Below are 22,492 nucleotides of genomic sequence, written 5' to 3' on the forward strand. Positions count from 1 at the left end.
GCGGCGGCGGGCGCAGTCACTGCCCTCCGCCACCGCTCAGCAACCGCAACAGCTCCCACAGAAACTTCACGATGATCACGATCAGTTCCCACAACCGGTAAAGCGGCTGCCAGTCCAGCACGCGCAGAAGGGACTCGATCATCGCTATCGCCAGAAGAAGTGAAGGCGCCCAATGCGTCGCGCAACCTCAAACCGCCATCACGGCCCGCTTGCGCTCCGCGCGCTGCATGAAGAAGTTCGTCGCGACGACGCCGACCGTGACGACTGCGATGAACAGCGTCGCGAGCGCATTCATCTCCGGGTTCAAGCCGAGACGCACGCGCGAGAACACGACGAGCGGCAAGGTCGTCGAACCGGGACCCGACAGGAACGCGGACAGCACGAGGTCGTCGATCGACAGCGTGAACGACAGCAGCCAGCCGGACACCAGCGCTTGCGAAATCAGCGGCAGCGTGACGGAGAAGAACACGCGCAGCGGGGTCGCACCGAGGTCGAGCGCGGCTTCCTCGAGCGACGGATGCAGCTCCCGCACGCGCGACTGCACGATGATCGCGACGTACGAAATACACAGCATCACGTGACCGATCCAGATCGTGAAGATGCCGCGTTCGGCCGGCCAGCCGATCCAACGCGCCATTTCGATGAACAGCAGCAGCAGCGAGATGCCCTGAATCACTTCGGGGATCACCAGCGGCGCGTTGATCATGCCCGTGTACAGCGTGAAGCCGCGAAAGCGCCCCATCCGCGCGAGCACGAAGCCCGCCCACGTACCGATGATCACCGACGCGAACGCCGTCAGCAAGCCGATCCGCAGCGACAGCCACGCCGATGCAATGAGCTCGTCGTCCCGCAACAGCGCCGCGTACCAGCGCATCGAAAAGCGTGTCCACACCGTGACCAGTTGCGATTCGTTGAACGAATACACGATCAGGCTGACGATCGGGATATACAGAAACAGAAAGCCGATGCCGAGAGCAATCAGCTGCAGCATGCGATTCGGCTTCATTGGCGGCCCTCCTCCAATGCCTTCGCCTGCGCATGCTGGAACAGCGCCATCGGCACCAGCAGCAGCAACACCATCGCGCAAGTGACGGCGGACGCCATCGGCCAGTCGGCGTTGTCGAAGAACTCGTTCCACATTACGCGGCCGATCATCAGCGTGTTCGCGCCGCCGAGCAGCTCAGGAATCACGTACTCGCCCACCGCCGGAATGAATACCAGCAGACAGCCCGCGACGATGCCGTTCTTCGACAGCGGCAGCGTGATCTGCCAGAACGCCTTCCACGGCTTCGCGCCGAGGTCGTACGCGGCTTCGAGCAAGGTCAGGTCCATTTTCACCAGGTGGGCGTAAAGCGGCATCACGAGAAACGGCAGGTACGAATAGACCATGCCGATGTAGACCGCCGTGTTCGTGTGATACAGCTCGATCGGTGCATGGATCAAGCCGACCGACATCAGGAAGTTATTCAGCAGCCCGTTGTTCTTCAGAATGCCGATCCATGCGTACACGCGGATCAGGAACGAAGTCCAGAACGGCAGCATCACGGCCATCATCAGCAGATTGCGGGTGGCTGCATTGGAGCGCGCGATGTAGTACGCCATCGGATAGCCGATCAGCAGACACAGCACGGTCGATATCGCCGCGACGACGACTGAATTCACATAGGTCGCGAAGTACAGGCTGTCGGTCAGCAGAAATGCGTAGTGCGACAGATCCAGCCTGATGTGCAGCGCGCCTTCCGCGAAGGTGACGAGCTGGGTGTACGGCGGAATGCCGAGCTGCGAATCGGCGAAGCTGATCTTCACGACCAGCAGGAACGGCACGAGGAAAAACAGCAGCAGCCAGATGAACGGCCCCGCCACCACCGCGCCACGTCCCGTGAGCTTCAGACGCCGCACGGGCCACGTGAAGAACGAGCCAAGCGCTTCTTTCATGATGTCAGCACCACGCCGGCCGATGCGCTCCAGCGCACGTAGACTTCGTCGCCCCAGGACGGCGGATCGATTTCGGTGAGCGCGAGGCTCGTCACGTTCGCGATCACGGTCTTGCCGCCGTCGAGCTTCACGTGATACAGCGAATAGCCGCCCATGTACGCGATATTCGTGACGACGCCCTTGCCCCAGTTGTACGCGCCCTCGGGCGGCTTGCGCGTGATCGCGATGCGTTCGGGCCGCACCGAGATCGTCACCGGCATGCCGAGCGGACCCGTGATGCCGTGATTGACGTGCAGACGGCAGGTCAGATCCGGCGTTTCGATGAACACGTGATCGGGTTCGTCCTCGACCGTGCGGCCTTCGAACAGATTGGTCGAGCCGATGAATTCCGCCGAGAAACGGCTGTTCGGATACTCGTAGACTTCATGCGGCGTGCCGAGCTGCACGATCTGACCTTCGCTCATCACGGCGAGGCGGTTGGCCATCGTCATCGCTTCTTCCTGATCGTGCGTGACCATCATGCAGGTCACGCCGACCTGGTCGAGGATGTTGACGAGCTCGATTTGCGTGCGCTGGCGGATCTGCTTGTCGAGCGCCGACATCGGCTCGTCGAGCAGCAGCAGCTTCGGCCGCTTGACGAGCGAGCGCGCGAGCGCGACGCGCTGCTGCTGCCCGCCCGACAGCTGATGCGGCTTGCGCTTCGCGAAGCGGCCCATCTGCACGAGTTCGAGCGCGTTGTGCACGCGGTCTTTCAGCTCGGCCTTCGGCACGCCCTCCTGCTTCAGACCGAACGCGACGTTCGCCTCGACCGTCATGTGCGGGAACAGCGCGTACGACTGGAACATCATGTTGACCGGCCGGCGATACGGCGGCAGTTGCGCGAGATCTTCGCCATCGATCAGGATCTTGCCCGACGTCACGGTTTCGAGCCCGGCCATCATGCGCAGCAGGGTCGACTTGCCACAGCCCGAGCTGCCGAGCAGCGCGAACAGCTCGCCCTTCTTTACCGTCAAGTTGACCCCTTTGACCGCGACGGTCTCGCCGAACTTCTTCACGACGTCGACGATCTGGATGAACTGTTCCGCTGCGTCTCCCGTAACGGCGCTCGGGCCCGTCGACGGCATGGCCGTCCCGGCCAGCGCGCCCGGCTGGTCACTACTCATCATAATGCTGCTTCACTCCGGCGTTTGACGAACAAAGCCCCCGGTGAACACCGAGGGCTTCATAGGCTTCTTATCTGTTTGTTGCCGCGCTTAGCGGCCGGACTTGAACTCGGTCCACAGTCGCGTTTGCAGCCGCTGGATTTCCTGCGGCAGCGGTTTCAACAGGAACAGCGTCTTGATGGTTTCCGGCGACGGGTACACGGCCGGATCGTTCGCGACGTCCTTGTCCACGTACTTGCGCGCTTCCATATTGACGCTCGGATAGTACACGGCGTTGGTGATCGCGGCGTGCACTTGCGGCGTCTCGATGTAGTTGATCCACTCGAGCGCGGCTTCCTTGTGCTTTGCGTCCTTCGGAATCGCCATCACGTCGAACCACACCGGCGCGCCGCCCTTCGGCACGAAGTACTCGATCTTGTACGGCTTCTTCGCTTCGAGCGCGCGATGCTTGGCGATCACGACGTCGCCCGACCAGCCGTACGCGAAGCACACGTCGCCGCCGACGAGGTCGTTGATGTAGCCCGACGAGTTGAACTGCGTGATGTACGGACGGATTTTCTTCAGCATCTCGAGCGCGGCGCGGTAGTCGGCCGGGTTCGTGCTCATCGGGTCCTTGCCCATGTAGTGCAGCGCGGCCGCGAACATCTGGTCCGGCGCGTCGAGCACCGATACGCCGCAGGCCTTCAGCTTCGAGATGTTTTCCGGCTTGAACAGGATGTCCCAGTTGTCGAGCGGCACGTCCTTGCCGAGGATCTGCTGGACCTTCGTCACGTTGTAGCCGAGGCCGGTCGTGCCGTACGCCCAGGGCACCACGTACTTGTTGCCCGGATCGGCGCCGGCGACGAGCGCCATCAGCGACGGGTCGAGGTACTTCAGGTTCGGCAGCTTCGATTTGTCGAGCGGCTCGAAGATGCCCGCGGCGATCTGCTTGCCCGCGTAGTTGCTGGTCGGCACGACGATGTCGTAGCCCGAGTTGCCGGTGAGCAGCTTCGCCTGCAGCGTGTCGTCGCTGTCGTAGTTGTCGTACTTGACCTGAACGCCGGTCTGTTTCGTGAAGTTCGGGATCGTATCCTTCGCGATGTAGTCGGACCAGTTATACACGTTCAGCTGCGTATCCTTCGCAGCGGCCGTCAACCACGGCACCGCGCACAAGATCAGCGCCGCCACATGCCCCACCATCCGTTTGTTCATCCCGTTCTCCGCTCCCGTCGTCATTCAAGCCGCGCCCTCGCGCGCACGGCCCCCTGAAAACCCCGAAAACTACCACCAATTATTGCTCGCTCCAAAAAAAACCCGGAGCTGTCGCACAAACGGTACAGGCTGTGGCCGCACCCTTGCAAAATGGCCGCAATTTTAACGGGTTATCGGCGCGTGTCTACCGAAAAATACGCGGGCCGCGGTCGCGCCTGATCCCCGCTGGGCGCAGGTTGCGGGGGTTTCGTCGCGTCGCTGTTATCCGCTTGTCAGGTCGGCGTCGGCTCGCACCTGGGCGGTCGCCTTGCTCGCCCGCGCCGGTGCCGGGACGGTGCATGCCGGCGCAGAGCCGCGTAGGTACCGCGGCGCACCTTTCATGCGCACCGGCTTCGCCACGACGGCTCGAATGCTCCTATCATGATCCATTGATGCGGATTGCGCGACGTCGTCGCGCGACGGCCGGCCAGCCGCTGCGCGCCGGCGATGGGCATATGACTTGCAACAGGATGCGTTTCCCAGAAGCTCTGGCACGATGAACACCAATCCTTTCGCGATGCGTCCCAACCGGCGCCGGCGTCTGCCGGGCGAGCCCACGCGTCCGGCGCACTGGTTTTCGTTCCTCGGCGCCGGCGCGCTGATCGCGGTCGGCTATATCGACCCCGGCAACTGGGCGACCGCGCTCGGCGCCGGCGCGGGTTACGGCTACGGCCTGCTCGGCATCGTGCTGCTGTCGAGCATGGTGGGCATGCTGATGCAATGGCTGTCGTCGCGCCTCGGCGTCGTGACCGGGCGCGATCTCGCGCAGCTGTGCCGCGAGCGCAATGGCCGGCGCGCGACGCTGTTCCTGTGGCTGACGAGCGAAGTCGCGATCATCGCCTGCGATGTCGCCGAGGTGGTCGGCAGCGCAGTCGCGCTGCAACTGCTGCTCGGCGTGTCGCTGACGGTCGGCGTGCTGATGTCGGCGGTCTGCACGTTCGCGCTGCTCGCACTCCAGCAGGCGGGCGGCCGCAGGCTGGAGGCGGTGATCGCCGCGCTGATCGGCTTCGTCGGGCTGTGCTTCGTCGTGCAGCTCGCGCTCGCGCGGCCCGACTGGCACGCGGCGCTCGCCGGCACCGCGCCGAGCATCGAGCTGATCAGAAACGCGGGCATGCTATGGCTCGCGGCGGGTATCGTCGGCGCGACGGTCATGCCGCATAACCTGTATCTGCATTCGGCGCTCGTCAAGCATCACGCGCCCGACAGCAGCGACGCGCAGATCAAGGCCGCGCTGCACGTCGTCAATCTCGATACCTTCGGCTCGCTTGCGTTCGCGTTCGTGATCAACGCGGCGCTGCTGATCGTCGCGGCCGCCGTGTTCTATTCCAGCGGCCATCGCGACGTCACCGATCTGGCCGATGCGCATCGGCTGATCGCGCCGCTGGTCGGCAACCGCTGGGCCGGCATCCTGTTCGCGGCGGCGCTGCTCGCGTGCGGACTCAGCGCAACCGTCACCGGCACGCTGGCCGGTCAGGCGGTGATGGAGGGCTTCCTGCGGCTGCGCTTGCCGCGCTGGAAACGCGCACTGCTCACGCGTGCGCTCGCGATCGGGCCGGCCCTGCTCGCGGTGGGCATGTTCGGCCAGCACGGCTCGAATCAACTGCTGGTCGCGAGCCAGGTGGTGCTGAGCCTGCAATTGCCGCTCGCGGTCGTGCCGCTGATCCGCTGTGCGTCCGATCCGACGCTGATGCGCGGCTGGCGCGTGCACGGCGTGCCGCTGGTGCTGGCTTGGCTGTCGGCGTGGTTCATCATTGCGCTCAACGGCGCGTTGTTGTGGCAACTGGCGACTGGGGCATGACGACAGCCGGACGTCCACGCGGTTATGTGAACTTCGCATCGCGCTGAGCGCCGCGTGCAAGGCGTGCGCCGCGCATCGGTTAACATAGCGGGACTTTGCCTCAACGCCCCAAGGTTTCCGATGACTTCGAATCTCCACGATCTTCCCGACAGCCCGTGCATCGGTGTCTGCTCCACGCTCTTCGACGAGGTCTGCAAAGGCTGCGGCCGCACCGCGGCCGAGGTGTCGAACTGGGTGTTCCTCAGCGACGAGGAAAAGCGCGCGATCTGGACCCGGATCGAACGGGAAGGCACCGCGATGCGGTTTCAGAACGACAAGGTGTGAGCCGGTTGTCTGCACGCATCGCAGTTCGAGGTTGCATGCGACCATAAAAAATGCCGGGATGTCCCGGCATTTTTTATGGTTTGCGTTTTTCTCCACGCGCGTTGGCAGCGCATGTCGCCCCTGTCGCCCGGCATCTGGAAAGCGAGCCGGCCCGCGAGCCACAATCGCTTCAGATACGAATGCATCCAAACCCGAGAACGCTTCGGAACACTTCTGCTCCATGACCACCACCAGGGACTTCGTTCAGTGCCTCGCGGAATGGCGCCGAATGGCCCACGTGTTCAATCCGTGGTCCGAGACCGATGAACGCGATCAGCCCGGCATCAACGCGCCACTGATTCGCCAGCAACAGCTTGCCGCCTACCTGCAAGCCCGCCAAACGAGCGTCAAGGTGATCCTGATTGCGGAGGCGCTGAGCTGCCGTGGCGGGCGTTTCACGGGCATCGCGATGACCTCCGAGCGGATTCTGCTCGGCAACGATACGAAGCTCAACAGCTTCGCCAAGGGAACGGACCGCGGCCCGGTACCGGACTATCTGCCGGGTTCGGCAACCCGCACCAGTTGCCGCGATTCTCTGACTCGAATGACGGACCGCGAATACGGTGTCTATGAGAGAACCGCGTCGGTCGTCTGGCAGACGATGCTTTCCAATGGCTTCGGTCCAACCGAGTTTGCGCTATGGAATGCGTTCCCGTTTCATCCGTTCGCGGACGAAGACACCGAGAGCAACCGCCGCCCATCGAATTCAGAGCTACGCGCGACAGTCCAGATTCTGACTGACTTCCTCAGCCTGTTCCCTCGCAACGTGCGCTTCGTTGCGCTTGGGCGTGAGGCGGAAAGCGCGTTGCTCAGTCATCCGGTGCGTCCTCTGCACGAACTCGTGAGGCACCCTACGGCTAGAGCGGCGAACCCTGCAAATAGCGCGCTTCGAGCGAAGAATCGCCCCATGGGTAAGCTGGATGAAGTCATTCGACGGCTCGCGCTGGGCCGGTATTAGTCCAGCGCTTAGGCTACCAGAGCCACCAAAGCAAAAAGGCCCACGCCGGCAGACTGCCGGCATGGGCCTCTGGGAATCGCTGAAATCCAGCGACCCAGCGCTTATTGAACGCCCTGACTCGTCAGGAAGTCCTCATAGTTGCCGCCAAAGTCGTTCAGCGTGCCGTCCGTGCGCACTTCGATGATCCGGTTCGCCAACCCGCTGACGAATTCACGGTCGTGCGAAACGAAAATCAGCGTGCCTTCGAACTTGTCCAGCGCGATCTGCAGCGATTCGATCGACTCCATGTCCATGTGGTTGGTCGGTTCGTCCATCAGCAGCACGTTGTGGCGGCCGAGCATCAGCTTGCCCCAGATCATGCGGCCCTTCTCGCCGCCCGACAGCACCTTGACCGACTTGCGGATGTCGTCCGCATTGAACAGCAGGCGGCCGAGCGTGCCGCGCACCATCTGCTCGTCGTCGCCTTCCTTGCGGTACTGGTCGATCCAGTCCATCAGCGTGACGTCGTTCGGAAACTCTTCGTACGTGTCCTGCGGCATGTAGCCGACGTTCGCGTTTTCCGCCCACTTCACCGTGCCGTGATCGAGCTGCAGATTGCCGAGCAGCGAGCGCAGCAGCGTGGTCTTGCCCGCGCCGTTCTCGCCGATGATCGCGATCCGCTCGCCCGGCTGCACGCTGATGCTGAAGTTATTGAAGATCGAGCGCTCGTACTTCTTCGAAATGCTGTCGGCGACCACCGCGATGTTGTGCAGCTTCTTCTCGAACTCGAAGCGGATGAACGGGTTCTGCCGCGACGACGGCTTGAATTCCTCGATCTTGATCTTGTCGATCATCTTCAGACGGCTGGTCGCCTGGCGTGCCTTCGACTTGTTCGCCGAGAAGCGGCGCACGAAGTCCTGCAGATCGGCCACGCGCTCCTTCGCCTTCGCGTTGGCGGCCTGCTGACGCTCGCGCGCCTGGGTGCTGGCGAGCATGTAGTCGTCGTAGTTGCCCGGATAGACCTTCAGCGTGCCGTAGTCCATGTCGGCCATGTGCGTGCAGACCTGGTTCAGGAAGTGCCGGTCGTGCGAGATGATGATCATCGTCGAGTTGTACTGGTTGAGAATATCTTCCAGCCAACGGATCGAGTTGATGTCCAGGTTGTTGGTCGGCTCATCGAGCAGCAGCACGTCCGGCTTCGAGAACAGCGCCTGCGCGAGCAGCACGCGCAGCTTCCAGCCCGGTGCGACGTTGCTCATCGGGCCGTTGTGGTCTTCGATCGCGATGCCGATGCCGAGCAGCAGTTCGCCCGCGCGCGCTTCGGCCGTGTAGCCGTCGTACTCGGCGAACTTCGCTTCGAGTTCGGCCGCGTGCATGTAGTCGTCGTCGGTCGCGTCGGGGTTCGCGTAGATCGCGTCGCGCTCGGTCATCGCGGCCCACATTTCGGTGTGGCCCATCATCACGACGTCCAGCACGCGCACGTCTTCGTATGCGAACTGGTCCTGGCGCAGCTTGCCCAGACGCACGTTCGGCTCGAGCATCACGTTGCCCGAGCTCGGCTCCAGATCCGAACCGAGAATCTTCATGAAGGTGGATTTACCGCAGCCGTTCGCACCGATCAGGCCATAGCGGTTCCCTTCCCCGAATTTGACCGAAATGTTCTCGAAGAGGGGCTTCGGCCCGAATTGCATGGTGATATTGGCAGTAGACAGCACGGCGCGTCCCTTTGAATGTGATATCGGCGAAAAACCCAATATTTTAGCAGGTTTAGAGATTTCAACCCGACAGTTCGCCCGCCCCGGCCCACGTCACCCGTGCGAGCCGTCGCGCGGCGTCTGCAGAATGTCGATGAAGGCCGAAAAATCCGCGCCGGCGAGGCCCATCGCGGCACCGAGTCGCAGCAATTGCTGGACCGTCGATGCGACCGGCATCGGCGTGCCGGTCTCGTAGGCGGTCGCCGCGACCGTATCGACGTCCTTCTGAAACGTGCGCAACGCGCCGATCGGCGCGAGATCGCTTTGCGTCATCCGCGGCACGAAGGTCCGCAACAGCACCGAATCGGCCCAGCCGCCGGCGAGCGCCTCGGGCAGCTTCGCGGCGTCGGTGCCGCTGCGCTGCGCGAGGCTCACCGCCTCGGCGATCGCGGCGACGGTCGCGGTGACGATCGCCTGATTGCACAGCTTCGCGGTTTGCCCGGCGCCGACCTCGCCCATGTGCGTGACGCGGGCGGCGAAGGCATCGAGCAAGGGGCGCACCGCGGCGAGATCGCTGGCCGCGCCGCCGGCCATGATCGCGAGCGTGCCCGCCGTGGCGCCGGCGACGCCGCCCGACACCGGCGCGTCGATCCAGCCGATCGAAGCGCCGTCCCGACAAGCTCCCGTGCCCGCCGCGCCGCCCTGCCCGGCGAAATCCGCCACCCGTCGCGCCAGCGCGCGCGTCGCGGCGGGCGGAATGCTCGAATGATCGACGATCCAGCGCACCCGGCGCGGAGTCGAAGGATCGCCATCTAGCAGCCCCGCCGCGCCGAACACGGTCTGTTCGACCGCCGCCGCGTCCGCGACGCACAGCAGCACCGCGTCGCAGCGCGCGGCCAGCTCACGCGGCGTATCGACGACGTGCGCGCCCTCGGCCCGCAACGCCTCGGCCTTCGCTCGCGTGCGGTTCCACACATGCACGGTATGACCCGCGCGCAGCAGGTGCCGGATCATCGGCGCGCCCATCAGACCGGAGCCGCAAAAACCAGTTTCCACGTTCGAACCTCGTTGGCTATCAGATTGAATGGATTGTGTTGCGTACACATGATAACGACCATGCGATGCGCCGAAGTCGCGCGGTACCGGGCACGCGACGTGCGTCATCCATGGTTCGGGCGGCGACGTTTGATCCGCCCTGCAGACGGTGACGCTCGCGACCACGCATATGTCCGACGGACCGCGCGAACCGTTGCCTATACTTTTTCCATGCGCGTTTCCGAGCAGCGTTTCACTGAGCAGCGGCGCACACCAAGGAGGAATTCATGTCAGAACATGTTTACAAGAAGATCGAACTGACCGGTTCGTCGAAGAATTCGATCGACGACGCGATCACCACCGCGATTGCCAAAGCGTCGGAAACGCTGCGCAATCTGCACTGGTTCGAGGTCACGGAAACGCGCGGCCAGATCGAGAACGGCAAGGTCGCCTACTGGCAGGTGACGCTGAAGGTCGGCCTGCGCATCGAGGACTGAGCAGCGACCGCACGACACGCTTGCGCGCTGCCACGTGCAGGCCGTAAACAGAAAAGCTGCGTCCAGCCCACGCTGGACGCAGCTTTTTTCAACAGCGCACCGCCCGATTTACTTCGGCAACGACCCGTCGACACCCTCGACGTACCAGTTCAGGCGCTGCAACTCCGGATCGGTCAGGGTCTTGCCTTCCGGCACCTTCACCGTGCCCGACTGATCCTTGATCGGGCCCGTGAACACGTCGCGCTTGCCGGTCGCGAGTTCTTCGCGCTTCGCGGCGACCTGCTTCTGCCCATCGGCCGGAATCGCCGACGTGTTCAGGTTCTCGAGGTTGACGGCCTTCTGCGGAATGCCCCACCACACCGGATCGTTCTTCCACTTGCCGTCGAGCACCTGCTGGATCACCGCGCTGTAGTACACGCCCCAGTGAGCGACCACCGAGCCGAGATGCGCATCAGGACCGAACTTCTTCATGTCCGAATCCCAGCCGAACGCGTGCACGTGCTTCTCCGAAGCTGTGGCGAGCGTCGCGCTCGAATCGGTGTTCTGCAGCAGCACGTCGGCGCCCTGGCCGATCAGGGTTTCGGCGGCCTGCTTTTCCTTGCCCGGATCGAACCAGCTGTTGATCCAGATCACCTTCGTATGCACCTTCGGATTCACCGAGCGCGCGCCCAGCGTGAACGCGTTGATATTGCGCACCACTTCCGGAATCGGCACCGACGCGACGAAGCCGAGCGTGTTGCTCTTCGTCACGTAACCCGCGGCGACGCCTGCCAGATATGCGCCCTGGTACATGCGCACGTCGTAGGTGCCGAAGTTCGGCGCCTTCTTGTAACCGGTCGCGTGCAGGAAGATGGTGTCCGGGAAGTCCTTCGCGACCTTCAGCTGGAAGTCCTGGAAGCCGAAGCTCGTGCCGAAGATGATCTTGTTGCCCTTGTTGGCGAGATCGCGGAACACGCGCTCGGAGTCGGCCGATTCCGGCACATTCTCGACGCGCGTGATCTTGATCCTGTTGCCGAACTTCGCTTCGGCTTCACGCGAGCCCTGGTCGTGCGCGAAGGTCCAGCCTGCATCGCCCGGATTGCCCAGATAGACGAACGCGACGCCCGGCACGTCGGCGGCCTGCGCGGTTTGCGCGAGCGGTGCGGCGAGCGCGAGCGACGCCGCGCCCCACGCGAAAGCGGTCAGCAGATTTCTTCTCTTCATGTTTTCCCCTGTCGTGATGAGCGAATAGTAGTGAGCGGATCGAAAAAAACCTGTGTCGCCGTCAGCCCGCCGAAAAAAACGGCTTGCCGAGCGACGCGGGCGCATTCAGGCGAATCGTGTTCGGATTGCGCGAGATCAGCGCCAGCACGACGATCGTCGCGACATACGGCAGCATCGCGAGGAACTGCGTCGGCACCGGCACGCCGATCGCCTGCGCGTAGAACTGCAACCCCGTCACCGCGCCGAACAGCAGCGAACCGATCAGCAGACGCCCGGGGCGCCACGTCGCGAACACGACGAGCGCCAACGCGATCCAGCCGCGGCCCGACGTCAGGTTCTCCTGCCACAGGTGCAGATTGACGATCGAATAGTAGCCGCCCGCGAGCCCCGCCATGCCGCCGCCGAACGCGACCGCCCCATAGCGCACGCCGACCACCGGAAAGCCGACCGAGTGCGCGACCTGCGGCGATTCACCGACCGAGCGCAGCACGAGCCCCGCGCGGGTGCGATACAGGAACCAGCCGATCGCGGCGAACATCAGGAACGCGAGGTAATCGAGCGGCGTGAGCGTGAAGAGCGCGGGGCCGAGCACCGGGATTTTCGACAGGCCGGGGATCGTCCACGTATCGATCGTCGCGCGCACCGCGGCCGAAGTGTACGGCTTGCCGACGTACGCGGACAGACCGATGCCGAAGATCGTCAGCGACAGGCCGGTCGCGACCTGGTTGGCGAGCATCGTCAGCGTCAGGAACCCGAACAGCAGCGACATCGCGAGACCGGCGCCGATCGCGGCGAGCACGCCGAGCCACGGGCTGCCGCTAATCGAAGTGACCGCGTAGCCGCTGACGGCGCCCATCAGCATCATTCCTTCCACGCCAAGGTTGAGCACGCCCGATTTTTCGGCGACGAGTTCACCGGCGCCCGCGAACATCAGCGGGATCGACGCGGTGATCGCGCTCGACGTGAGCGCGCTGGCTTGCTGAATATCCATATCGAGTCTGAAAGCGGATTAGCGAGCTGATTGGCAAACTTAATGGCCCACCGCCACGGCCGAGCGGCGCCGCACGCGGTAGTTCACGAACAGGTCGGCGCCGAGCAGGCAGAACAGCAGCAACCCCTGAAATACGCCCGACAACGCCTGCGGCAATTGCATCGAGGTCTGCACCGCTTCGCCGCCGAGATACAGCAGCGCCATCAGCAGACTGGCGAGCACGATGCCGAGCGGATGCAAGCGGCCGACGAACACGACGATGATCGCGGTGAAGCCGTAGCCCGGCGACCACGTCGCCTGCAACTGGCCGATCGGACCGGCGATCTCGCCCATGCCGGCGAGACCCGCGAGGCCGCCGCTAATCAGCAGCGAGATCCAGATCGTCTTCTTGTCGGAGAAGCCGGCATAGCGCGCGGCAAGCGGCGCGAGTCCGCCGACGTTCATCCGGTAGCCCGCGAAGCTCTTGCGCATGAACAGCCAGACCAGCGGAATCGCGATCAGCGTGAGGAACACGGACGCGTTCAGGCGCGTGCCACGCAGAAATTTCCAGCGCCAGTCGCCATACAGCGTCGGAAACAGCGCATCGCCGCTGAACATCTCCGACAGCGGGAAGTTCATGCCCTGCGGATCGCGCCATGGACCACTCACCAGGTAGATCAGCAGTTGCGCCGCGACGTACGTGAGCATCAGGCTCACGAGAATCTCGTTGGTATTGAAACGGCTCTTCAGGAACGCGGGAATCGCGGCCCATGCCATGCCACCGAGGATGCCCGCGAGCATCATCGTCGGCAGGATCCACCAGCCGCTCGCCTGATCGAAATAGATCGCGACGCCGCTCGCCGCAATGCCGCCGAGCAGCATCTGCCCTTCGGCGCCGATGTTCCACACGTTCGCGCGATAACCGATCGCGAGACCAAGGCCGATCAGGCACAACGGCGACGCCTTCAGCAACAGCTCCGACCAGCCGTTGATGCTCGACAGCGGCTCGATGAAGAACGCGTGCATCGCCTGCAACGGGTCGCGGCCGACGAGGCCGAAAATCAGAAAGCCGATCGCCAGCGTCAGCACTGCGGCGATCAGCGGCACGGCGAGCTGCATCGTGCGCGAGGGCGTCGTGCGGGCTTCGAGTCGATAGGGAAGCATCATGGGTAGCGTGGGTTTGTTCGGGTTCTGTTCTTCAGGGTCCGCATTCGCGCGCGTGTTTAACGTTTTGGCGTGGCCAGGGGCAACGCCTCGCGTCACGCATGCGCCGGCTGGTCCGCCGCGGGCGCCGCGCCCTCACGGTCGCCGAATAGCCCCGCCATCCAGCGGCCGATTTCCTCGGCGTTGGTCGCACCGGTCGCGCGCACCGGCGACAGCCGCCCGCCCGCGAGCACCGCGATGCGGTCGCAGATATCGAACAGCTCTTCCAGTTCCTCCGAGATCACTAGAATCGCGACGCCGCGCGCGGACAAATCGAGCAACTGCTGACGGATGAACGCGGATGCGCCGACATCGACGCCCCACGTCGGCTGCGCGACCACCAGCACCTTCGGCGCCTGCAAAATCTCCCGGCCCATGATGTATTTCTGCAGATTGCCGCCCGACAGACTTTGCGCGAGCGCGTCGGGGCCGCCGCAGCGCACGTCGAACGCGTCGATGCAGCGCTTCGCGAACGCGCGCATCGCGCCCGTTCTGATCCAGCCCGACTTGACCATGCTCTGCCGATGCGCGGTCAGCAACGCGTTGTCGGCAAGGCTCATCGCCGGCACCGCGCCGCGGCCGAGCCGCTCTTCGGGCACGAAGCCAAAGCCGAGCGCGCGCCGCCGTCCGGCGCCGAGGCGCGCGGCCGGCTTGCCGCAGATCGTGATCGCGTCGGCGGGCAGGCTGCGTTTTTCAGCGCGCTTTTCTCCGGACAACGCCGCGAGCAGTTCCGCCTGGCCGTTGCCCGACACACCGGCGATGCCGAAGATTTCGCCCGCATGCACGCTGAACGACACGTCGCGTAACGACGTGCCGAACGGATCGTCGCTCGCGACCGACAACTGCCTGACATCGAGCAGCACCGCGCCCGGCTTGTGCTCGCGCCGCGTGTAGTCGGGCAGCGAGTGGCCGACCATCAACTGCGCGAGCGACGCATGCGTCTCGTTCTTCGGCGTCACGTTGCCGGTCACGCGGCCACCGCGCATCACGGTCGCGGTGTCGCACAACTCCTGGATCTCGTCGAGCTTGTGGCTGATGTACAGAATGCTGCAGCCTTCGGCGGCGAGCCGGCGCAGCGTCGTGAACAGCTTGCGAACCGCCTGCGGCGTCAGCACCGAAGTCGGTTCGTCCATGATCAGCAGACGCGGATTCTGCAGCAGGCAGCGCACGATTTCGACGCGCTGGCGCTCGCCGACGGTGAGGCTGTGCACGTGCCGTTGCGGATCGATGTCGAGCCCGTAGTCGGCCGACACCTCGCGAATGCGTTTCGCAAGGGACTTGAGATCGAAGGGTTCGTCGAGCGCGAGCGCGATGTTTTCGCCGACCGTCAGCGTCTCGAACAGCGAGAAGTGCTGGAACACCATGCCGACGCCGAGCTTGCGCGCGGCCGCCGGGCTCGCGATGTCGACCGTCTCGCCTTCCCAGCGAATCTCGCCGGCGTCGGGTCGCACCGCGCCGTAGATGATCTTCATTAGCGTGCTCTTGCCCGCGCCGTTCTCGCCCAGCACCGCGTGGATTTCGCCGGGTGCGACGACGAGCGTCACGTCGTCGTTGGCGCGCACGGCCGGGTACTGTTTGGTGATGCCCGTCAGCGCGAGCCGGGGCACCGGCTGTCCGGTGAGTCGTGCGCCGTCGCTAAGTGGAGTGTCGCTCATGAGATTCCATAGTGCGTTTGAGACGCCGCTTGCTGCCGTGAATACCGCCGGGTCGACGTCGATGACGTCCACCGTGCCGACGGGCGATCCGTCACCACAACCGGATGACGATACCTAATTCGACCCACTCAGTCGAGTTGACAAAATTCCCGCAAACCCGCGCCGCTACAAGCTCTGCGGGTATGTCACCCTTGACGTCGTTTTTCGTCCATATTAAAACGCATATACCCCCACGTCCGTTCGATCAGCCAGCACATATATTTGGGAGAATCCATGAGCCAGCAACGCGAGGCGATCGACACATACCTGCTGCGCGTGTTGCACACGCTACTGATGGAGCGCAGCGTCACGCGCGCCGCCGTCAAACTGAACCAGTCCCAACCCGCGATCAGCGCGGCGCTGCGCCGTCTGCGCGACATCACCGGCGACCCGCTGCTGGTCCGCGGCAAGTCCGGCATGGTGCCGACGGAGTACGGCCTGCGCCTGCTCGAACCGGTGCAGAACGCGCTGCGCGAAATCGAGCGCATCAAGTTCCAGCAGCACAACTTCGATCCGGCCACGTCGATCCGCTGCTACCGGATCGGCTGTCCCGACTACCTGAACGTGCTGTTCGTGCCGACGGTCGTCGAACGTTTCCGCCTGGCCGCGCCGAACGCGACGCTCGAATTCCATTCGCTCGGCCCCGCGTTCGACTACGAACTCGCGCTCGAGGACGGCAAGCTCGACATCGTGGTCGGCAACTGGCCGGAGCCGCCCGAGCAGCTGCATCTGTCGAACCTGTTCGTCGATCAGATCGTCTGCCTGATGAGCAACACGCATCCGTTCGCCAAACGCGGCGGGCTGACGCTCGACCAGTACCTGAACGCACCGCATCTCGCGCCGACGCCGTACTCGGTCGGCCAGCGCGGCGCGATCGACGTGCATCTCGCGCGCGAGCGGCTCAAGCGCCATGTGGTCGTCACGCTGCCCTACTTCAATCTCGCGCCGTACGTGCTGATCAAGTCCGATCTGATCTTCACGACGACGCGCCTCTTTGCCGACTACTACGCGAAATTTTTGCCGCTGACCGTGGTGCCCGCGCCGCTCGACTTCCCGCCGATGCAGTACTACCAGCTATGGCACGAGCGCGTGCACTACTCCGACGAAGTGCGCTGGCTGCGCGGTCTGGTTGGCGAGGCGACCCGGACGTTGATCGACAAGCCTTGAGCCCGCATGCGGCGCCGCTCGGATATCAACGACTCGCGGCACCAGCGCATCAGGGCGTGAGTGGCGCCCCTTCCGCTCAAGCTCGAGCTCAAGCCGCCGCCTCGTAAAGCTGCCGCGCGAGCGCGTTATGCCGCTCGATCACCGGCCCGAGTTCGAGCGTCGCCAACTGCCCCTCCTTCACCACCACCTTGCCGTCGATCACGCTATAGCTGACCTGCGACGGCGCGCAGAATACCAGAGCCGCCACCGGATCGAGCAGTGCGCCGGCAAAGTGTGGCTGACGCAAATCGAACGCGACGAAATCCGCGGCCATGCCGGGCGCGAGCGCGCCGATGTCGTCGCGATTGAGCACGTGCGCGCCGCCCAGAGTCGCGATTTCGAGCGCCTCGCGCGCGGTCATCGCGTCGGGCCCGAAACCGACGCGCTGCAGCAGCAGCGCCTGGCGCACTTCGGCGACCATCTGCGCACCGTCGTTCGACGCCGAGCCGTCGACACCGAGTCCAACCGGCACGCCCGCGAGCCGCATCCGCTTGACCGGCGCGATGCCCGACGCGAGCCGCATGTTCGAGCACGGACAGTGCGCGACGCCGGTGCCGGTGCGTGCGAACAGCGCAATGCCTGCATCGTCGAGTTGCACGCAGTGCGCATGCCACACGTCATGGCCGACCCAGCCGAGATCGTGCGCATACTCGGCCGGCGTCATGCCGAACTTCTTGCGGCTGTACTCGACGTCGTTCACGTTCTCCGCCAGATGCGTGTGCAGCGACACGCCGTACTGACGCGCGAGTGCCGCCGATTCGCGCATCAGGTCGCGGCTCACCGAAAACGGCGAGCACGGCGCCACGACGACGCGCAGCATCGCGTAGCGGCCGTCGTCGTGATATGTCTCGATCAGACGCTGCGTATCCTTCAGGATGTCCGCTTCGCGCTCGACCACCGAATCCGGCGGCAAGCCGCCGTCTTTGCGTCCCACGCTCATGCTGCCGCGCGCCGCATGAAAGCGCATGCCGATGCGGCGCGCCGCGGCGATGCTGTCGTCGAGACGGCTGCCGTTCGGGTAGATGTACAGATGGTCGCTCGACGTCGTGCAGCCCGACAGCAACAGTTCAGCCATCGCGGTCAGCGTCGATACTTCGATCATGTCGGGCGTGAGGTTCGCCCATACCTTGTACAGATTCGTCAGCCAGCCGAACAGTTCGGCGTTCTGCGCGGCGGGAATCGCACGCGTGAGGCTCTGGTACATGTGGTGATGCGTATTGACGAGGCCCGGAATCACCAGATGGCCGCGCAGGTCGAGTACCTGGTCGGCCGTTTGCGGCAGTTGCGCGGTGGGTCCGACCGCGACGATCCGGTTGTCCTCGATATACAGCCCGGCATCGCGCAGTTCGCGCCGCTCGCCATCCATCGTAACCAGCACCTCAGCGTGCTTCACGAGCATCGTTTTGCCGGGTTGTTTCAGTGCTTCATTCATCGTCATTCGTCTGTCCGCCTGATTGCCTGCATGCAAAGCCGTTCGAACGCGATGCGGCGGCACGCCACCGCGCCGCCGCGTTCGGTTGAACGCCGTTGGCCCGGTTACCCAGCGTGAATCGCCGTCTTCGGGGTTTGCCGTGCCTAAGCACGTGTGTCGCACAGCGCTTACCTTCGGTAGCCAAAATCCCGCTGGCAACTCGCGCGGTTGCGATACCCAACTTCACGCCGCCAATATAGTGGTCCATTTTTGGCGCCGGTACGATCGGCCGATGAGCCGGCGCGGCTTTCGACTGCCTGTCCATCATGCGCGAACTATTATCTTTCCTATCGCTCGCGCGCTGAACGGGGCATCCTTTTTACAATGGCTGCCACGGCGCTCGCTTCAATCGCCGACGGGTATGTAGCCACTGACGTGGAGCCTCGATCCGCCGCAAACGTACTGGATCGGGCCGCCGCCGACACCTCGCATTCACACAAGGACAATTGCGAATGGGCAAGCTCACTACCCACGTGCTCGACACCGCGAACGGCCGTCCCGGCGCAGGCATCAAGGTCGAACTCTTCGCGCTCGCCGGAGACACGCGCCGCGCACTCAAAACCACTGTCACCAATCACGACGGCCGCTGCGACGAGCCGCTGCTCGAAGGCGACGCGCTCGTCGCGGGCGAGTACGAACTCGTGTTCGGCGCGGGCGACTACTTCGCGTCGCTCGGCGCGAAGTTGCCGGAACCGCGCTTCGTCGATCGCGTCGTGCTGCGCTTCGGCGTCGCGGATGCCGACGCGCACTATCACGTGCCGCTGCTGGTGTCGCCGTTTTCGTACAGCACGTATCGGGGCAGCTAGCCCTGCCGGATGCAAGCCGCGTCCGCACCGGCACGCACAGACACAAATACGCACAAGCGCCCCGCGATTTCCATAACAACCCGCGCTGCGTCTTCTATCCGCAGTCGGCGCGATCACCGGCGACGTCGAACGTCATCGCGCGCACAACGAATCAGAAGTGGAGGAGTTTCATGGAAGGCTTTATCACCGACTGGTTGAACCTCGCGATTCGCTGGTTCCACGTCATCGCCGCCATCGCATGGATCGGCGAATCGTTCTATTTCGTCGCGCTCGACAACAGCCTGAAACCGCCGACCGATCCGAACCAGCGCCGTCGCGGCGTGTTCGGCGAGCTATGGCACGTGCACGGCGGCGGCTTCTACAACATGCAGAAGTACACGGTCGCGCCGCCCGAAATGCCCGAAGACCTTCACTGGTCGAAATGGCCGTCCTATACGACGTGGCTGTCGGGCTTCGGTCTCTTTACCGTGCTGTATCTGTTCTCGCCGAGCACCTACCTGATCGACAAGAACGTGCTCGACATGGGGCCGGTGGTCGCGGTCGCCTCGGCGATCGGTTTCCTCGCGGCCGGCTGGATCGTCTACGACTCGCTGTGCCGCATTCTCGGCACGCGCGACAAACTGCTCGGCATCTGCGTCGGCGTTTATGTGCTGATCGCGGCGTATCTCGCCTGTCATATCTTCGCGGGCCGCGCGGCGTATCTGATCATGGGCGCCATGCTCGCGACGATCATGTCGGCCAACGTGTTCTTCGTGATCATTCCGGGCCAGCGCAAGATGGTCGACGCGATGCTGAAGGGCGACACGCCGAACCCGATCTACGGCAAGCGTGGCAAGCAGCGCTCGGTGCACAACACCTACTTCACGCTGCCGGTCGTGTTCGCGATGCTGTCGAACCACTACGCGATGACCTACACGCATCCGTACAACTGGGCGGTGCTCGTCGTCATCATGCTGGCCGGCGCGCTGATCCGGCAGTTCTTCGTGATGCGCCATCGCGGCCAGGTGTTGTGGTATCTGCCGCTCCTCGGCGTCGCGCTGATGTGCACGGCGCTCGTGTGGACCATGCCGCGTCCGGTGGTGCCGCAGGCGCAGGCCGCCAACGCGCCGACGCTGAAGGTCGCCGACATCGCGCCGGTGCTGCAGCAGCGCTGCGCGGCCTGCCACTCCGCGCATCCGACGATGATGGGCAGCGCGCCCGCGGGCGTGCTGATGGATACCCCCGACGAAATCTCGCAGAACGCACAGCGCATTTACCAGCAGGCGGTCACGTTGAAGGCGATGCCGCTCGGCAACGTCACGCACATGACCGACGACGAGCGGATGAAGATCGCCGCGTGGTTCGAAGGCGGCGCGGCGAAGTAAGGAGGACTGTCCGGGTCACGGATCATCCGGTGCGAGGTAGAGGCTGCAGGGAGAAGCGGGCTTGTCGCGACAGCGGCAAGCCCGTTGTCGTTTTGGGGAGGGTGGCGGGTGCAGTCAGCGGCATCGATACATCGAGCCTGTCGCCGTTGGGCTACAAAAAGCGCCGAAGGCACGTAAAATGTAGCCTTGAAGGCACAAATATGGAACGCCTTGTTGTGTCTCTTGGGCTACAATAGCTATCAAATACGCTAAATTTGATGCCTTGAGGCTACAAATGACCAACCTCGCCGATGTCTCGGACATGCTGAAAGCCGTACGACGCGACAGCAAGCTATCGCAGGAAGAACTTGCGCGCCGCGCGGGCGTGGCCCGCACGACCGTCGCGCGGATGGAGACGCTCGCCAGGAACGATATGAGTGTGTCCGTGCTCGTGCGCCTGCTCGAAGCCGCCGGTTACGACCTCAAGTTCGTCGCGCATGGACATGGCCGCACGCTCGAAGACATCCTCGCCGAACAGCGCAGCCCGGAAGCGCAGCCATGAAGCTAGACGTCCAGGTACTAGGCAAGAACGTTGCCACGCTGTTTCGCGAGCGCGACGACTATGTCCTCAAATACAACCGCGATGCGAGCGCGGCCGACTTCGTCAGTCTGACGATGCCGGTACGCGAAGAGGCCTGGCGCTGGCCGCGCGACCTGCATCCGTTTTTCCGGCAGAACCTGCCCGAGGGCTATCTGCTGAATCTGATCCGCGAGCAATTCGGGCCCTTGCTCGACGGAACCGATCTGTCGCTGCTCGCCGTCGTGGGTTCGATGGGAATCGGCCGCGTCACCGTGACGCCCGAGGGCGTGGCGCCGGGCACCGAACTGGAGGCGCTCGACGTCCAGCACATCCTGCACGGCGACAACACCGCCGAACATTTCGCGCAACTGGTACGTGAATACGCGCGGGCGGCCATTTCGGGTGTCGTGCCGAAGTTCATCGCGCCCGAAGCGCAGTCTGCCGCTTCCACACCGTTGCAACTCGGTAAGCCGACGATTCGAACGAGCCGTCACATCGTCAAAGGTTCGGACGACAACACGCCCTTTCTCGGTTTCAACGAGTTCCATTCGATGCGGGTGCTGGAGCGGCTCGGGGTGGCGCCCGTTGCGCGCACCCAGATGTCGGACGATGGCCGGGCTCTCGTCGTCGAGCGCTTCGATGTAGACGAACAAGGGCTGCCGGCGTACGGCGTCGAAGACCTGTGCGGCCTGCTCGGTTTGCCGCCGCACGAAAAATACAATTCGACCAGCGAGAAAATGCTCAACGCGGCAAGAGCGTATCTGCTCGATCGCGACACCATGCGGATGCAGCTCCAGCAGCTCGGCTGGCATCTGCTGACGAACTACGTCGTGCGCAATGCGGACTGCCACACCAAGAACGTTGCGTTGTTCTATACGTCGGTCGACGATGTCGCGTTCACGCCCGTCTACGATGTCGTGACGACCCAGGCTTATCCGCGCTTCGCCGCCAATCCGCCGGGCCTCGCCATCGACGGCCGCAAAACCTGGGCAGCCGGTAAAACGCTGGAACGATTTTTCAACACGCGCATGGGCATCGCCCCCCGGCAATATGCGCAGATGGTTGAAGCGCTGTGCGACTCGGCTGTCGACGTCGGCCACGAGTTGATCGAAGCAGCGCGCAACGAACCGCAGTGGCGCACGGTCGCCAAGCAGATGCTGCATGCGTGGGACGACGGCATGACATCGCTGCGTTCGCCAAAGAAGAGTCTGCAATTCAGGGGGCTCAAGCCGGCGATCGAAGCAGCGGGATTTTCGGCGCCGGAGCCGGCCGAGCGGTCGAGGGAAGTCATCGGGCATTCGCCGCTGCTTGGCCGGCGCAAGTGATCGCCATCGATGCAAAAAGCCCGCGACGTAAACGCACGT

The 22,492-nt window shown here is 64.0% G+C and carries 21 protein-coding genes; 9 read left to right on the forward strand and 12 right to left on the reverse strand.

Translation table 11 applies throughout. The features are described 5' to 3' along the window. Positions 1 to 16: 16 nt before the first annotated feature. From BC1002_RS39370 to BC1002_RS08520, 5 genes are all read right to left on the reverse strand, one after another. Entirely contained in the window at positions 17 to 142 is a 126-nt protein-coding gene (locus tag BC1002_RS39370; protein ID WP_013089648.1) for a hypothetical protein, read from the reverse strand. A 45-nt stretch (positions 143 to 187) separates the two neighbouring features. Continuing rightward, a complete protein-coding gene (locus BC1002_RS08505; RefSeq protein WP_013089649.1) occupies positions 188 to 1,006 on the reverse strand; it encodes an ABC transporter permease subunit in 819 nt (272 codons plus the stop codon). After that, positions 1,003 to 1,935, reverse strand: a complete 933-nt coding sequence (locus tag BC1002_RS08510; protein ID WP_013089650.1) for an ABC transporter permease subunit — start codon at positions 1,933 to 1,935, stop codon at positions 1,003 to 1,005. Before BC1002_RS08510 ends, BC1002_RS08505 begins: the two co-directional genes overlap by 4 nt. Continuing rightward, positions 1,932 to 3,098: an ABC transporter ATP-binding protein gene (locus BC1002_RS08515; RefSeq protein ID WP_041734641.1), complete on the reverse strand. Its 1,167-nt coding sequence runs from the start codon at positions 3,096 to 3,098 to the stop codon at positions 1,932 to 1,934. Before BC1002_RS08515 ends, BC1002_RS08510 begins: the two co-directional genes overlap by 4 nt. Before the next feature lie 90 nt (positions 3,099 to 3,188). Further along, on the reverse strand, positions 3,189 to 4,289 hold the full coding sequence (locus BC1002_RS08520; RefSeq protein ID WP_013089652.1) for a polyamine ABC transporter substrate-binding protein: 1,101 nt from the start codon (positions 4,287 to 4,289) through the stop codon (positions 3,189 to 3,191). A 535-nt stretch (positions 4,290 to 4,824) separates the two neighbouring features. Here BC1002_RS08520 and BC1002_RS08525 point away from each other — a divergent pair. From BC1002_RS08525 to BC1002_RS08535, 3 genes are all read left to right on the forward strand, one after another. After that, complete coding sequence (locus BC1002_RS08525) at positions 4,825 to 6,126, forward strand: Nramp family divalent metal transporter (RefSeq protein ID WP_013089653.1); 1,302 nt, start codon at positions 4,825 to 4,827, stop codon at positions 6,124 to 6,126. 120 nt (positions 6,127 to 6,246) lie between these two features. Next, positions 6,247 to 6,450: a DUF1289 domain-containing protein gene (locus BC1002_RS08530; RefSeq protein ID WP_013089654.1), complete on the forward strand. Its 204-nt coding sequence runs from the start codon at positions 6,247 to 6,249 to the stop codon at positions 6,448 to 6,450. 58 nt (positions 6,451 to 6,508) lie between these two features. After that, entirely contained in the window at positions 6,509 to 7,447 is a 939-nt protein-coding gene (locus tag BC1002_RS08535; protein ID WP_238537885.1) for a uracil-DNA glycosylase, read from the forward strand. Between the two features lie 101 nt (positions 7,448 to 7,548). Here the strand turns inward: BC1002_RS08535 and BC1002_RS08540 are convergent, their stop codons facing one another. Both BC1002_RS08540 and BC1002_RS08545 read right to left on the reverse strand, forming a co-directional pair. After that, positions 7,549 to 9,141, reverse strand: a complete 1,593-nt coding sequence (locus BC1002_RS08540) for an ABC-F family ATPase (protein WP_013089656.1) — start codon at positions 9,139 to 9,141, stop codon at positions 7,549 to 7,551. A 93-nt stretch (positions 9,142 to 9,234) separates the two neighbouring features. Further along, positions 9,235 to 10,176, reverse strand: a complete 942-nt coding sequence (locus tag BC1002_RS08545) for an NAD(P)-dependent oxidoreductase (RefSeq protein WP_013089657.1) — start codon at positions 10,174 to 10,176, stop codon at positions 9,235 to 9,237. 266 nt (positions 10,177 to 10,442) lie between these two features. Here BC1002_RS08545 and BC1002_RS08550 point away from each other — a divergent pair, with 266 nt between their 5' ends. Further along, positions 10,443 to 10,652: a dodecin gene (locus tag BC1002_RS08550; RefSeq protein ID WP_013089658.1), complete on the forward strand. Its 210-nt coding sequence runs from the start codon at positions 10,443 to 10,445 to the stop codon at positions 10,650 to 10,652. Between the two features lie 108 nt (positions 10,653 to 10,760). Here BC1002_RS08550 and BC1002_RS08555 read toward each other — a convergent pair whose 3' ends face one another. The 4 genes from BC1002_RS08555 to BC1002_RS08570 form a co-directional block, all read right to left on the reverse strand. Next, positions 10,761 to 11,855: a BMP family ABC transporter substrate-binding protein gene (locus BC1002_RS08555; protein WP_013089659.1), complete on the reverse strand. Its 1,095-nt coding sequence runs from the start codon at positions 11,853 to 11,855 to the stop codon at positions 10,761 to 10,763. A 61-nt stretch (positions 11,856 to 11,916) separates the two neighbouring features. Beyond that, positions 11,917 to 12,846, reverse strand: a complete 930-nt coding sequence (locus BC1002_RS08560) for an ABC transporter permease (protein ID WP_013089660.1) — start codon at positions 12,844 to 12,846, stop codon at positions 11,917 to 11,919. Between the two features lie 39 nt (positions 12,847 to 12,885). Continuing rightward, positions 12,886 to 13,992, reverse strand: a complete 1,107-nt coding sequence (locus tag BC1002_RS08565; protein ID WP_013089661.1) for an ABC transporter permease — start codon at positions 13,990 to 13,992, stop codon at positions 12,886 to 12,888. 92 nt (positions 13,993 to 14,084) lie between these two features. Beyond that, positions 14,085 to 15,683: an ABC transporter ATP-binding protein gene (locus tag BC1002_RS08570; RefSeq protein WP_013089662.1), complete on the reverse strand. Its 1,599-nt coding sequence runs from the start codon at positions 15,681 to 15,683 to the stop codon at positions 14,085 to 14,087. A 273-nt stretch (positions 15,684 to 15,956) separates the two neighbouring features. Between BC1002_RS08570 and BC1002_RS08575 the strand changes: the two genes are divergently transcribed. Beyond that, positions 15,957 to 16,889 (forward strand): LysR substrate-binding domain-containing protein, encoded by a 933-nt coding sequence (locus tag BC1002_RS08575; protein ID WP_013089663.1) that lies wholly within the window; start codon positions 15,957 to 15,959, stop codon positions 16,887 to 16,889. A gap of 88 nt (positions 16,890 to 16,977) precedes the next feature. Here the strand turns inward: BC1002_RS08575 and BC1002_RS08580 are convergent, their stop codons facing one another. Further along, positions 16,978 to 18,366, reverse strand: a complete 1,389-nt coding sequence (locus BC1002_RS08580) for an 8-oxoguanine deaminase (protein ID WP_013089664.1) — start codon at positions 18,364 to 18,366, stop codon at positions 16,978 to 16,980. Positions 18,367 to 18,851: 485 nt separating this feature from the next. Here BC1002_RS08580 and uraH point away from each other — a divergent pair, with 485 nt between their 5' ends. The 4 genes from uraH to BC1002_RS08600 all read left to right on the forward strand — a co-directional run bounded on the left by uraH (position 18,852) and on the right by BC1002_RS08600 (position 22,453). After that, positions 18,852 to 19,205, forward strand: a complete 354-nt coding sequence (gene uraH, locus BC1002_RS08585) for a hydroxyisourate hydrolase (RefSeq protein WP_013089665.1) — start codon at positions 18,852 to 18,854, stop codon at positions 19,203 to 19,205. 170 nt (positions 19,206 to 19,375) lie between these two features. Continuing rightward, entirely contained in the window at positions 19,376 to 20,569 is a 1,194-nt protein-coding gene (locus tag BC1002_RS08590) for a urate hydroxylase PuuD (protein WP_013089666.1), read from the forward strand. A 274-nt stretch (positions 20,570 to 20,843) separates the two neighbouring features. Next, positions 20,844 to 21,110, forward strand: a complete 267-nt coding sequence (locus BC1002_RS08595; RefSeq protein WP_013089667.1) for a helix-turn-helix domain-containing protein — start codon at positions 20,844 to 20,846, stop codon at positions 21,108 to 21,110. Further along, the gene (locus BC1002_RS08600; protein ID WP_013089668.1) at positions 21,107 to 22,453 is read left to right on the forward strand and encodes a type II toxin-antitoxin system HipA family toxin; all 1,347 of its coding nucleotides are present in this window, start codon (positions 21,107 to 21,109) and stop codon (positions 22,451 to 22,453) included. The genes BC1002_RS08595 and BC1002_RS08600 overlap by 4 nt, the downstream gene beginning before the upstream one ends. Positions 22,454 to 22,492: the final 39 nt, after the last annotated feature.

Origin of the sequence: Paraburkholderia atlantica (genome assembly GCF_000092885.1) — a bacterium.
Taxonomy (GTDB): Bacteria; Pseudomonadota; Gammaproteobacteria; order Burkholderiales; family Burkholderiaceae; genus Paraburkholderia; species Paraburkholderia atlantica.